This window comes from Blastococcus sp. KM273129 (assembly GCF_021698995.1).
In the GTDB taxonomy this organism is placed as follows: domain Bacteria; phylum Actinomycetota; class Actinomycetes; order Mycobacteriales; family Geodermatophilaceae; genus Blastococcus.
In genome coordinates, this window is record NZ_SSXB01000100.1 from 1 (window position 1) to 12,306 (window position 12,306).

At 75.3% G+C, this 12,306-nt stretch carries 13 protein-coding genes and 1 pseudogene; 6 read left to right on the forward strand and 8 right to left on the reverse strand.

What is annotated here, in order from left to right; translation table 11 throughout:
• A pseudogene (locus tag E9565_RS19700) lies at nt 1-537 on the forward strand (hypothetical protein); the annotation flags it as partial.
• Here the strand turns inward: E9565_RS19700 and E9565_RS19705 are convergent.
• Nucleotides 421-1,533 (reverse strand): helix-turn-helix domain-containing protein, encoded by a 1,113-nt coding sequence (locus tag E9565_RS19705; RefSeq protein ID WP_236827202.1) that lies wholly within the window; start codon nt 1,531-1,533, stop codon nt 421-423. The pseudogene E9565_RS19700 and the gene E9565_RS19705 overlap by 117 nt on opposite strands.
• A gap of 82 nt (nt 1,534-1,615) precedes the next feature.
• Between E9565_RS19705 and E9565_RS19710 the strand changes: the two genes are divergently transcribed.
• Together E9565_RS19710 and E9565_RS19715 are read left to right on the forward strand one after the other, a co-directional pair.
• A complete protein-coding gene (locus tag E9565_RS19710) occupies nt 1,616-1,834 on the forward strand; it encodes a hypothetical protein (protein ID WP_236827203.1) in 219 nt (72 codons plus the stop codon).
• Between the two features lie 10 nt (nt 1,835-1,844).
• Nucleotides 1,845-2,036 carry a DUF3072 domain-containing protein gene (locus tag E9565_RS19715; protein ID WP_236827204.1) on the forward strand — a complete coding sequence of 64 codons (192 nt, stop codon included), beginning with the start codon at nt 1,845-1,847 and terminating at the stop codon, nt 2,034-2,036.
• A gap of 56 nt (nt 2,037-2,092) precedes the next feature.
• Here the strand turns inward: E9565_RS19715 and E9565_RS19720 are convergent, their stop codons facing one another.
• A complete protein-coding gene (locus E9565_RS19720; protein WP_236827205.1) occupies nt 2,093-2,782 on the reverse strand; it encodes a response regulator transcription factor in 690 nt (229 codons plus the stop codon).
• The gene (locus E9565_RS19725; protein WP_236827206.1) at nt 2,779-3,981 is read right to left on the reverse strand and encodes a cell wall metabolism sensor histidine kinase WalK; all 1,203 of its coding nucleotides are present in this window, start codon (nt 3,979-3,981) and stop codon (nt 2,779-2,781) included. The genes E9565_RS19720 and E9565_RS19725 overlap by 4 nt, the downstream gene beginning before the upstream one ends.
• A 167-nt stretch (nt 3,982-4,148) precedes the next feature.
• Between E9565_RS19725 and phoU the strand changes: the two genes are divergently transcribed.
• Nucleotides 4,149-4,817 carry a phosphate signaling complex protein PhoU gene (gene phoU / locus E9565_RS19730; protein WP_236827207.1) on the forward strand — a complete coding sequence of 223 codons (669 nt, stop codon included), beginning with the start codon at nt 4,149-4,151 and terminating at the stop codon, nt 4,815-4,817.
• A gap of 169 nt (nt 4,818-4,986) precedes the next feature.
• Here the strand turns inward: phoU and E9565_RS19735 are convergent, their stop codons facing one another.
• The 4 genes from E9565_RS19735 to mshA all read right to left on the reverse strand — a co-directional run bounded on the left by E9565_RS19735 (nt 4,987) and on the right by mshA (nt 9,282).
• Nucleotides 4,987-5,745 (reverse strand): phosphoglyceromutase, encoded by a 759-nt coding sequence (locus tag E9565_RS19735; protein WP_236827208.1) that lies wholly within the window; start codon nt 5,743-5,745, stop codon nt 4,987-4,989.
• An 86-nt stretch (nt 5,746-5,831) separates the two neighbouring features.
• On the reverse strand, nt 5,832-7,421 hold the full coding sequence (locus E9565_RS19740; RefSeq protein WP_236827209.1) for an MFS transporter: 1,590 nt from the start codon (nt 7,419-7,421) through the stop codon (nt 5,832-5,834).
• Entirely contained in the window at nt 7,418-7,948 is a 531-nt protein-coding gene (locus E9565_RS19745; protein ID WP_236827210.1) for a YbjN domain-containing protein, read from the reverse strand. Before E9565_RS19745 ends, E9565_RS19740 begins: the two co-directional genes overlap by 4 nt.
• Nucleotides 7,945-9,282, reverse strand: coding sequence for a D-inositol-3-phosphate glycosyltransferase (gene mshA, locus E9565_RS19750; RefSeq protein ID WP_236827211.1), 1,338 nt, complete (start codon nt 9,280-9,282; stop codon nt 7,945-7,947). The genes E9565_RS19745 and mshA overlap by 4 nt, the downstream gene beginning before the upstream one ends.
• Nucleotides 9,283-9,365: 83 nt before the next feature.
• Between mshA and E9565_RS19755 the strand changes: the two genes are divergently transcribed.
• Nucleotides 9,366-10,139, forward strand: coding sequence for an SDR family oxidoreductase (locus E9565_RS19755; protein WP_236827212.1), 774 nt, complete (start codon nt 9,366-9,368; stop codon nt 10,137-10,139).
• Nucleotides 10,140-10,202: 63 nt separating this feature from the next.
• On the opposite strand, the gene E9565_RS19760 is transcribed toward E9565_RS19755, so the two are convergent.
• Entirely contained in the window at nt 10,203-11,249 is a 1,047-nt protein-coding gene (locus tag E9565_RS19760; protein ID WP_236827213.1) for a UDP-N-acetylmuramate dehydrogenase, read from the reverse strand.
• A 34-nt stretch (nt 11,250-11,283) separates the two neighbouring features.
• Here E9565_RS19760 and E9565_RS19765 point away from each other — a divergent pair, with 34 nt between their 5' ends.
• A complete protein-coding gene (locus tag E9565_RS19765) occupies nt 11,284-12,147 on the forward strand; it encodes a class I SAM-dependent methyltransferase (RefSeq protein ID WP_236833518.1) in 864 nt (287 codons plus the stop codon).
• Nucleotides 12,148-12,306 lie beyond the last annotated feature (159 nt).

Consider the following 12,306-nt stretch of genomic DNA (forward strand, 5'->3'; position numbering starts at 1 on the left):
GCCGAGGACCCGGAGGAGGGGGGCACGGCCGGGGGCGACGGCGGGCCCGTGCGGTCGCTGCGGACCCGCGTGGTCGACGGCGCCTGCGTCTTCCTCAACCGCCCGGGGTTCGCCGGCGGCACGGGGTGCGCCCTGCACCGGATGGCGCTGCGCACCGGGCTGCACCCCCTGACGACCAAGCCGGACGTGTGCTGGCAGCTGCCCGTGCGCCGCGAGCAGGAGCACGTGGACCGGCCCGACGGCACCCGGGTGCTGGTGTCGACGATCGGCGAGTTCGACCGGCGCGGCTGGGGGCCGGGCGGCCACGACCTGCACTGGTGGTGCACCGGCTCGCCGACCGCGCACGTCTCCCCCGTGCCGCTGGTGGAGACCTACGCCGCGGAGCTGGTCGCGCTGCTGGGGGGACCGGCCTACGAGGAGCTACGCCGGCTGACCGAGCTGCGGCTCGACCAGGGCCTGATCGCCCCCCACCCGGCCAGTCCCGCCCTCGCCGGGCCGGTGCCCGTCCAGCTGCACCGGCGCCGCCCCGAGGCGTGACACCGCACCGGCCCGGAAGGTCTGCCGGTAGGCCCGGGGGGAGACCCCGCGGCGGCGGGTGAACTGCTCGCGCAGCCCGGCCGCCGTCCCGAAGCCGACCAGCCGGGCGATCTCCTCCACCGGGGCGTCGCTGTTCTCCAGCAGCTCCTCGGCCGCTGCGAGCCGCTGGGCGAGCAGCCACGCGTGCGGCGTGGTGCCCGTGGTGGCCTTGAAGCGCCGGGCGAAGCTGCGCGGGCTCATCAGCGCCCGCCGGGCGAGGACGTCGACCGAGAGGTCCTCGGCGAGGTGCCGGCCGGCCCACTCCAGGACCAGGCCGAGCAGGTCGTCGGAGCAGGCCGGGACCGGCGCGTCGATGAACTGCGCCTGCCCGCCGTCGCGGTGCGGCGGGACGACCATCTCTCGGGCCAGCGCGTTGGCCGCGGCCGCACCCCACTCCCGGCGCAGCAGGTGCAGCAGCGCGTCGACGCCGGCCGCCGTGCCGGCCCCGGTGATGACCTGGCCGTTGTCGACGTAGAGGACCGAGGGGTCGACGTCCAGCGCGGGGAACCGCGTCGCGAGCTCGCCGGCGTACTTCCAGTGCGTGGTCACCCGCCGGCCGTCCAGCAGCCCGGCGGCGGCGAGCACGAAGGCGCCGGTGCAGTGGCTCACCAGGATCGCGCCGCGGGCGGCCGCGGCCCGGAGGGCGTCGAGCAGGGCCGAGGAGGGGTCCTCCTCGAACACCTCCCAGGCCGTGACCAGCACGATGTCGGAGCGCTCGAGCCGCTCGAGGCCCTGCTCCACGACGATCGGGATGCCGGTGTCGGTGCGCAGCACGCCGGGCCGCTCGGTGACCAGCGCGAAGTCGAAGGCGGGCAGCCCCAGGGCCCGGCGGTCGTAGCCGAACACCTCGGCCGCGACGCCGACCCCGAAGCTGCCGACGAGACCGTCGGCCACGACCGCGCTGACGACGACGGGGGCCGCGCCGGTGTCGAGCGCGACGGGCAGGCTGCTGGTCATGCCCTGCATGATGGCAGAAAAGCTGCGGTAGTGGTCACTCCCGCCACTCGTGCGAGCGGGTGGACGGCGCCACGCTTCTCCCATGTTGCTGATCACCTGCCCCGTGACCCGGACCGACGAGCTGGTCGCCGACCGGCGCATCCGGTCGGTCACCAACCACCGGACGCACATCGCGCTGCACGTCGAGTGCCCCGCCTGCGGCGCGGTCCACGCCTACCCGACCGGCCGCCGGTGGGCGGCGACGCGGGCCGCCCGTGCCGCCGCTGCCGCTCGACAGGCGCCGGAGCTGCACCCTGCCTAGCATCGAACACATGAGCGAAGCCAACTCCGCCGACCAGACCACCGAGAAGGACCCGGACGACTGGGTCACCGGGGACGAGCCCGCCACCGGTGCCCAGAAGAGCTACCTCGAGACGCTGGCGCGGGGCACCGGCGAGGAGATCCCCGAGGACATCTCGAAGGCCGACGCGTCCAAGAAGATCGACGACCTCAAGGACGACTGACGAGACGCCCGTCCGCCCGCCGCCCCTCGGCGCGCCGGGGGTGAGGTCGGACGGGCCTACGCCTCGAGCTTGTAGCCCAGGCCCCGCACCGTCAGCAGGTACTTCGGGTTCGCGGGGTCGGGCTCCAGCTTGGCCCGCAGCCGCTTGACGTGGACGTCGAGGGTCTTGGTGTCACCCACGTAGTCCGACCCCCACACGCGGTCGATCAGCTGCGCCCGGGTGAGCACGCGGCCGGCGTTGCGGAGCAGGAGCTCCAGCAGGTCGAACTCCTTGAGCGGCAGCGCCACCTGCTCGCCGTCCACCGCGACCACGTGCCGCTCGACGTCCATGCGGACCGGCCCGGCGGCCAGCACGCCACCCTCGGCGGGGGCCGCCTCGGCGGCCTCCCCCCGGCGACGCAGCACGGCCCTGATGCGGGCGACCAGCTCCCGCGCCGAGTACGGCTTGGTCACGTAGTCGTCGGCGCCCAGCTCGAGGCCGACCACCTTGTCGATCTCGGCGTCCTTGGCGGTCAGCATGATGATCGGCACGTTGCTGCGGGCGCGCAGCATGCGGCAGACCTCCGTCCCGGGCAGGCCGGGGAGCATGAGGTCGAGCAGCACGATGTCGGCGCCGCCGCGGTCGAACTCCGCCAGGGCGTCGGGCCCGGTGGCGGCCACGACCGTCTCGAAGCCCTCCCGCCGGAGCATGTAGGACAGGGCGTCGGAGAAGGACTCCTCGTCCTCGACGACCAGGACTCGGGTCATGAGTGCTCGTTCTCCAGATTCTCCGTTGCGGAGGCGGGCGATCCCGCCGCCGGGTTCTCCGCGGCACCGGCGAGCGGGATGCGCAGGGTGAACGTCGACCCCAGCCCCTCCTCGCTCCAGACCGTCACCGAACCACCGTGGTTGCTGGCCACGTGCTTGACGATCGCCAGCCCCAGCCCCGTTCCGCCGGTGCTGCTGGCACGGGACTGGTCCACGCGGTAGAAGCGCTCGAACACCCGGTGCCGGTCGGCCCGCGGGATGCCGATGCCGCTGTCGGTCACCGCGATCTCGGCGAACCCCGACCGCGCGCGGGCCGCGACCGCGACCCGGCTGCTGCCGGTGCTGTACGCCACGGCGTTGGCCAGCAGGTTGGTGACCGCGGTGACCAGCTGGCTCTCCACCCCGCGCACCACCAGGCCCGCCTGCCCGCCGAGCACGATCTCCAGCCCCTTGGCGCGGGCCGCGGTGCGCGTGCGGTCCACCGCCTCCCCGAGCACCCGGTCCACCTCCACGGGCACCAGCTCCGGCAGCGGCTCGCCGCCCTGCAGCCGGGAGAGGTCGATCAGCTCGCGCACGAGCCGGCCCAGCCGGTCGGCCTCGTGGGCGATCCGCGCCGCGAAGCGCTGCACCGCCTCGGGGTCGTCGGCGGCGCCCTCGATCGCCTCGGCGAGCAGGGCCAGCGCCCCCACCGGCGTCTTCAGCTCGTGTCCGACGTTCGCCACGAAGTCGCGACGGACGGCCTCCACCCGGCGCGCCTCCGTGACGTCCTGCAGCACCAGCGCGACCGGCCCCGCCGGCGTGCCGGCGTCCCCGTCGAGCCGGATCCCGTGGACGCCGACCAGCCGCGGCCCCGCGCCGACCAGGTCACCGGGCAGCCGGACGTCGGCCCGCCGGGTGCCCCCGCCGCGCACCGCCCGGGCCAGGGCGAGCAGCTCCGGCACCAGCAGGCGGGTGCCCCGGACGACACCCAGCGCGCGGGCCGCGGGGTTGGCCAGCAGCACGGCGTCGTCGATGCCCACGACGACGAGGGCCGGATCCATCAGGTCCACGAGCCGCCGCGCCAGCGCCGCCTCGGGCGGTGGGACGGACGCCCCGTCGAGGGGGCGGCGCCCGCGGTCGGCGCGGGAGCGGAGGATGACGGTGGCGGCCACCACCCCACCCAGGAGGAGGCCGACCACCAGGGCGACCAGTGGACTCACGGCCCAGATGCTAGGTGGGCCGCGGCGAGGCACCATGATCAGGCGAGAGGTTCACCGCTCGGACGGGTCACTGTTCACCGCCGGGTGGGGCGGAGTTCACCCCACCGCGGCCGGATCAGCCCCGGCCGCGCCTACTGTCGCCGGGGAACCACGACGAGAGGACGACCGTGCGGGACAGCTACCACGAGGAACTCGACGACATCAACACCTGCCTGGTGGAGATGGCCAACTCCGTGGGCTCGCAGATGAGCACGGCCACCACGGCGCTCCTGGACGCCGATGTCGCCCTGGCCGACCTGGTGATCGCCGGCGACGACCAGATCGACGCGACCCGCGAGAGCATCGAGCAGCGCACCTTCACGCTGCTCGCCCGCCAGCAGCCGGTGGCCGGCGACCTGCGGACCATCACGACCGCCATGCGCATCGTCGCCGACCTCGAGCGGATGGGCGACCTCGCCGCCCACATCGCCAAGGTGGCGCGCATGCGCTTCCCCGACCACGCGGTGCCGCAGGAGGTCCGGCCGGCCTTCCTCGAGGCGGGCAACGTGGCGGAGCTGCTCATCACCAAGACCGCGACCGTCATCGCCAAGCGCGACGTCGAGGCCGCCCAGGAGCTGGAGACGGACGACGACGCGATGGATCAGATCCACCGCGGGCTGTTCCGCCAGCTGCTGAGCGAGGACTGGCCGCACGGCATCGAGTCGGCCATCGACATCACGCTGCTCGGCCGCTACTACGAGCGCTTCGCCGACCACGCGGTCAGCGTCGCCCGCCGGGTCTGCTACCTGGTCACCGGCGAGCGCTACGACTCCGCGGTCTCGTCAGCCTCCGGCTGACACCGCTGCCATCACACTGCCGTCCTCCGGGCGGCACCGCGGCCAGGAGCCGCGCCCGTTGCGCTGAACCCTGCCCTGCCGACTCCTCGGCAACCCTGCGGGCCCCGCTCGCCGCGGCGCCTCGCAGGGCGGCTCCAGCGCTGACGAGGGGACCCTCCGGGCCCCCTCGTCAGCGCTTGCCCTGGTTCCTGACCGCCTCGATGGCGGCTGCCGCGGCGTCGGGGTCGAGGTACTCGCCGCCGGGCTTCACCGGGCGCAGGTCGTCGTCGAGGTCGTAGCGCAGGGGCACGCCGGTCGGGATGTTGAGGCCCACCACCTCGTCGTCCGCCATGCCGTCGAGGTGCTTCACCAGCGCCCGCAGGCTGTTGCCGTGGGCGGCGACCAGCACGGTCTGGCCCAGCCGCAGGTCCGGGACGATCGCGTCGTACCAGTAGGGCAGCATCCGCACGACGACGTCGGCCAGGCACTCGGTCGCAGGCCGCGCCTCCGGCGGCAGGAACGCGTAGCGCGCGTCGCCGTCCTGGCTGTACTCGCTGCCCGGCTCGATGGGCGGCGGCGGGGTGTCGTAGGACCGCCGCCAGGTCATGAACTGCTCCTCGCCGAACTCGGCGAGCGTGGCGGCCTTGTCCTTGCCCTGCAGCGCGCCGTAGTGCCGCTCGTTCAGCCGCCAGGAGCGCTTGACCGGGATCCACTGCCGGTCGGCCTCGTGCAGCGCGAGCTCGGCGGTCATGATCGCCCGGCGCAGCAGCGAGGTGTGCGAGACGTCGGGCAGCAGCCCGTGCTCGGCCATCAGCCGTCCGCCGCGGGCGGCCTCCTCGCGCCCCTGCTCGGTGAGCGGCACGTCCACCCAGCCGGTGAAGAGGTTGGCCTTGTTCCACTCGCTCTCGCCGTGGCGGAGCAGCACCAGGGTTCCCGTGGAGGTCGTCACGGCGATCATCCTGCCCGACGCCGCCGCCACGGGCAGCGGGACGGGTCGGCCCCGCGGCACCGCGGTCCGGACCCGTTCCCTCCGGGTCAGCGCGGATCCGGCGCCGGCTTCGGGCGGCCGGGCAGCCAGATCAGCACCACGACCGCCGCGACCAGGGTGGCGGTGGCGGTGCCGATCGCCGTCAGGTGCATCGCGGTCACGAAGGCGTCGCGGGCCGGGTCGACGACCGCGACCGCGGCCCGGGCCACCTCCGGCGTCCCCTCCGCCTGCGCCCGGCGCACGGCCTCCAGCGTGGCGACGACGGACTGCCGGGCGTCGTCGCGCGCGCCCGCCGGCAGCCCGTCGGCCGCCGACCCCAGCTGCGCGGCGTAGGTCGCCGCGAGCAGCGAACCCAGGATCGCGACCCCGAGGGCGCCGCCGACCTGCCGGACCGAGTTGTTGACCGCGGCCCCGGCGCCGGCCTTCTCCCGCGGCACCACGGACATGATCGACTCGGTCGCGGGCGCCATGACCGCGCCCATGCCCAGCCCCTGGACGGAGAGCACCACCAGGAGCAGCCAGACCGGCGAGGTCAGGTCGAGCAGCTGCACCCCGAGGAAGGACAGGGTGATCAGCAGGAAGCCGGTCGCGCAGACGGCCTTGGCCCCGAACCGCTCGGCCAGCCCGGAACTCCGAGGAGCCATGAGCGCCATGCCGAGCGCGACCGGGATCAGCGCCGCGCCGCTCTGCAGCGGGGAGTAGCCGCGCACGCCCTGCAGGTAGAACACCAGGTAGAACGTCGCGCCGAGCAGCGCGAAGAAGTTCAGGCCCAGCGCCGCCGCGGCGGCGGAGAAGGCCGGGTTGCGGAACAGCGAGACGTCGAGCGCCGGGTGGGCCGACCGGCGCTGCAGCCAGACGAAGACCGCGAGCAGGACCAGGCCGCCCAGGAGCGGCACGAGGACACCCGGCGTCGTCCAGCCCGCGCCGCCACCGCCGTGGATGATCCCGTAGACCAGGCCGGCGAGCGCCGCGATCGACAGCAGCACGCCCGGCAGATCCAGCCGGCCCGGGGAGGGGTCCTTCGACTCGGGGACGAAGGCCAGCACGGCGACGATGCCGAGCAGCGCCACGGGGACGCCGACGAGGAAGACCGCGCCCCACCAGAAGTGCTCGAGGACGGCGCCACCGGCCAGCGGGCCGCCCGCGACGGCGATCCCCGCCGTCCCCGCCCACACGCCGATGGCCCGGCCGCGCTCACGGGGCGGGAAGACGTTGGTGATGACGGCGAGCGTCGTCGGCTGGACCGCCGCGCCACCGATGCCCATCACCGCCCGCCAGCCGATCAGCTCCAGCGGGCTGTCGCTCAGCGCCGCGAGCACCGACCCCACCGCGAAGACGGACAGCCCGATGAGCAGCACCCGCCGGCGGCCGATCCGGTCACCGATCACGCCCCAGGTGAACAGCAGGCCGGCGAACACGAGGATGTAGGCGTCCACGACCCACTGCAGCTCGCCCTGGCTGGCGTCCAGCTCCCGCTGCAGAGTCGGGAGGGCGACGTTGAGGATGGTGTTGCCCATGATCACCACGAGCAGGCAGACCGTCATCGTGGCCAGGACCCACCAGCGGCGGGCGTAGCCGGGGGGCAGCTCGTCGCCGGGCGCCACCGCGCCCGGCCGGGACCTCTCGGTCGCCGTCACGCCCTGCTGGTCGGGTCGGCGCCGGACCGGCGGGTGGGGTCGGCGAAGGCGGCGAACGCCTCCAGGTTGCGCAGCGACTCGCCGCGCTTGACCCGCCACTCCCACTCGCGGCGGATCGACGTGCCGAAGCCGATCTCCAGCATCGTGTTGAAGTGGTCGTCGGCGTAGCTGAGCACCGACCCGAGCAGCCGGTCCAGCTCCTCCGGCGTGACGGCGGCGTGCGGCAGCCGCCCGGTCAGGTAGACGTCACCGACGGAGTCGATCGAGTAGGCGACGCCGTACATGCGGGCGTTGTGCCGCAGCAGGTAGGTCCACAGCTGCTCGCGGTTCTCGTCGGGCTGGCGGCAGACGAACGCCTCCACCCGCAGCGCGTGGTCGCCCACGATCAGGCCGCAGACCGTCTTGAGCTTCTTGGTGCCCGGCAGGTCGACCAGCCAGGTGCCCGGCCGCGGGTGCTCGTGCACCAGCTCCGTGTCGCGCAGCGCCCGGTCGATGACCTCGTCGAGCTCCTCGACGGTCCGGCTCACCGGGCCACCCCCATCTCCGGCAGGGCCCGGAGCCGCCCGGGCCGGCGGTCCCGCAGGGGCAGGGCCCGCGGTGCGGACATCTCGGCGGCCGCGGAGGTGTAGGCCGCGACGAGGGCGTCGGCGGTGCGGTCCCAGGAGAACGCGGCCGCGTGCCGGCCGGCGCCGGCGGCGAGCAGCTCCCGGCGGGCGAGGACCGAGCGCACCGCCGCGGCGTAGTCCCCGGCCCGGTGACCGTCGACGAGCACCCCGGAGACGCCGTCGCGCACCGCCGTCGGCAGACCGCCGACCGCCGCGGCCACGACCGGGGTGCCGCAGGCCTGCGACTCCAGGGCGACCAGCCCGAACGACTCGTTGTGGCTGGGCACGACCGTCACGTCCGCGGCGCGGTAGAACTCGGCCAGCCGGGCGGGCGGCTGCGGTGCGTGGAAGCGCACCAGGCCGTCGATGCCGAGCGAGCGGGCGAGCTCCTCCAGCTGCCGGGGGGCGTCCAGGCCGCTGCCGCTGGGCGCACCCACCACGTGCACCTGGAGGCGGGAGCGCAGCGCCGGGTCGTCGGCCACCATGCGGGCGGCGGTGTGCAGCAGCACGTCCGGGGCCTTCAGCGGCTGGATGCGCCCGACGAAGAGCAGGACGACGGCGTCGTCGCGCACGCCGACGGCGCGGCGGGCGGCGGCCCGGCTGCCGGGGGCGAACCGGTCGAGGTCCACCCCGGGCGGGACGACGAGGGTGCGCGCGGGGTCGGCGCCGTAGAGGCGCACCAGCTGGCGGGCCTCCTCGTCGGTGTTGGCGATCAGCCGGTCGGCCTCGGCCACGACCTGCTCCTCGCCGATGACCCGCGCGCGCGGCTCGGGCCGGTCGCCGTCGGCCAGCGCCTCGTTCTTGACCTTGGCCAGCGTGTGCGCGGTGTGCACCAGCGGCACGCCCCACCGGTCACGGGCCAGCCAGCCGACCTGCCCGGATAGCCAGTAGTGCGAGTGGACGAGGTCGTAGTGGCCCGGCTCGTGCTGGGCCTCGGCACGGAGCACCGCCGCGGTGAACGCGCAGAGCTGGGCGGGGAGCTCCTCCTTGCCCAGGCCCTCGAAGGGGCCGGCGCTGACGTGCCGCACCGTGACGCCCGGGCTCATCTCGACCACCGGGGGCAGCTCGCTGGAGGTCGCCCGGGTGAAGACGTCGACCTCGATGCCGCGGGCGGCCAGCCGGCGGGAGACCTCGACGATGTAGACGTTCATGCCCCCGGCGTCACCGGCGCCGGGCTGGTCCAGCGGGCTGGTGTGCACCGACAGCGTCGCGACGCGCGCCGGGCGGCCGGGGGCGGGGAAGCCGCGAGGGGGCACCACGGACCTCCGCTCTGCTCTGCGAGGGCCCCGACCAGCACCCCTGTCGGTCCTCCATCTTGCAACAGCGCCAGGATGGGGGCATGTCAGGTAGCTCACCCCCCGCCCCCGGCTCCCTCCCCGGCACCGGTCGCACCGCCGTCGTCACGGGCGCCTCGAGCGGGATCGGGGCGGCGACGGCCCGGCGGCTCGCGGCCGAGGGTTTCGACGTCGTCGTCGGTGCCCGCCGGCTGGACCGCCTGGAGGAGCTCGCCGCCGCGATCGGCGGCCGGGCCCTGCCCCTGGACCTCACCGATCCCGAGTCCGTGGCCGCGTTCACCGCCGCGCTCGATCGGGTGGACGTGCTGGTCAACAACGCCGGCGGGGCGTTCGACACCAACCCCGTCGCCGAGGCCGACCTCGACTCCTGGGCCCGCACCTACGAGGTGAACGTGCTCGGCACCGTGCGGCTGACCAAGGCCCTGCTGCCGAAGCTGCGTGACTCCGGCGCGGGTGACGTGCTGTTCGTGGGCTCCACCGCCGGGCTGATCTCCTACGAGGGGGGCGCCTCGTACACCGCTGCCAAGCACGGGGTGCACACGCTGGCCGAGACGCTGCGGCTCGAGCTGTGCGGGGACCCGGTCCGGGTGATCGAGATCGCCCCCGGGATGGTGAGGACCGAGGAGTTCTCGCTCAACCGCACCGGCTCGCAGGAGCGGGCCGACGCCGTCTACCGCGGGGTGCGCGAGCCGCTGGTCGCCCAGGACGTCGCCGACTGCATCGCGTGGGCGCTCACCCGCCCGCACCACGTCAACGTCGACCTGCTGGTGGTCCGCCCGCGCGCCCAGGCCGCCCAGCACAAGGTCGCGCGCGAATGACACCGTCGTCCTCCGGACGACACCGCGGCCAGGTAGCGCCCTCCGTCGGGTGGAGCGCGTCCGTCACGCCTGCGCGGACCCCTCCGGGGCCCACCCGGCGCGACCGAGCTCCACGGCGGTCGGTTCGCGCTCCAGGGTGACGCCGAACCGCTCCTCGACCGCGGCCACGACCTTCCCGGCGAAGGCGAGGAGCTCGGCCGCCGTCGCGCCGTCCTCGGTGGTGAGCGCGAGGCTGTGCCGCGACGAGGTGCCCACCCGCCCGTCGCGGGTGCCCCGCCCGAAGCCGGCGTGCTGCACCAGCCAGGCGGCGCTGAGCTTGAGCTGCCCGTCCCCGGCCGGCCAGCTCGGGCAGCCCTCGACCGCCCGGTCGGCGGCCACGATCGGGTTGGTGAAGAACGAGCCGGCGCTGCGCGAGTCGGGGTCGGCGGCGTCCCAGACCATGCCCTTGCCGCGGCGCAGCGCCAGGACGGCGTCGCGGACGGCGGCCAGCGGCGCCCGCTCGCCGACCGCCACGCCCAGGGAGCGGGCCAGCTCCGCGTAGCCGACCGGGCGCGACAGCTCGCCGGCCTCCAGCGCGAACGTCACCTCGAGGACGACGAACCGGCCCGGCTCGCGCTTGAGCCGGCTGTCGCGGTAGGCGAAGCCGCACTCGGCCGGGCTCAGCGTCCGCTCGGCCTTCTCGGCGCGGTCGTACACGCGGACGGCGGTGATCGTCTGCGCGACCTCCTGGCCGTACGCGCCGACGTTCTGCACCGGTGTCGCCCCCGTGGAGCCGGGGATGCCCGAGAGCGCCTCCACGCCCGCCAGCCGCTGCTCGACGGTGTGCGCCACCAGCGCGTCCCAGTCCTCCCCCGCCTGGACCACGAGGGTCCCGCCGGTGCGCTCGATCCCCCGCGACCGGACGGCGACGACGTCGCCCGGCCACCCCTCGTCGGGGGCGATGAGGTTGGAGCCGCCGCCCAGGAGCAGCAGGGGCCGGCCGGACTCGTCGGCGTCGCGGACGGCGGCGACCAGCTCGGCGGCCGTCTCGACCTCCACCAGCCGCTCGGCGGGGCCGCCCACGGCCAGGGTGGTCAGCCCCGCGAGGGGGACGTCGGATCGCACCTGCACGGCTCGACGGTAGCCGGGGCTAGCCTGTGACCCCGTGAACCAGCCGGGCGACGAGCACAAGCGCCGGGCCTCGCTGTCCCCCCAGCCGCAGCGCCGGGCGCCCCGGCTGGCCGCCGGGCGGGCGCGCGCGCTGGGCCTGCCCACGCGCGGCACCACCAACGCTAACCGGCTGCGCCGGGTCGACCGCTGGCTGCTGGCCACGCAGGTGCCGCGGCTGCGCGACGCCGCCCGCCCGCTCGTGGTCGACCTCGGCTACGGGTCCTCCGCCGTCACCACGCTGGAGCTCGTCGAGCGCCTCGGGCCCGAGGTCGACGGCCTGGAGGTCGTGGGACTGGAGATCGACCCGGAGCGGGTGGCGGCCGTGGCCGCCGACCGCGACCCGCCGCGGGTGGACTTCCGCGTCGGCGGCTTCGAGCTCGCCGGGCTGCGCCCGGTGCTCGTGCGCGCCTTCAACGTGCTGCGCCAGTACGACGAGGAGTCCGCCGCCCGGGCCTGGGACACGATGCGCGGCGCGCTGGCGCCCGGCGGGCTGGTCGTCGAGGGCACCTGCGACGAGTGGGGACGGCGCTCGGCGTGGGTCGCGCTGGACGCCGACGGCCCGCTCACCCTCACCCTCGCGGCGCGGGTCTCCGACATCTCCGCCCCCTCCGACCTCGCCGAACGGCTGCCCAAGGCGCTCATCCACCACAACGTGCCGGGCCAGCCGGTCCACGAGTTTCTGCGCGCCTTCGACGCCGCCTGGGCGGTCGCTGCCGGCCTGAGCGCCTTCGGACCGCGCCAGCGCTGGACGGCGGCGGTGGAGGCCCTGGGCGAGCAGGGATGGCCGCTCGTGGGCTCCAGCCGGCGCTGGCGCCAGGGCGAGGTCACCGTGCGGTGGTCGGCGGTCGCCCCGGTCTGACGGGGCCTCAGCCGGCCTCCGGCACCGGCACCACCGGGCTCTCGACCAGCACGGCGACCATCCCGGCGTCCGAACCGCTCTCGTGGAGCTCACCGGGCTCCCACAGGACGGCGTCCCCGGCAGCCAGCGGCACCCGGACGCCGTCGGCCCCGCCCGCCC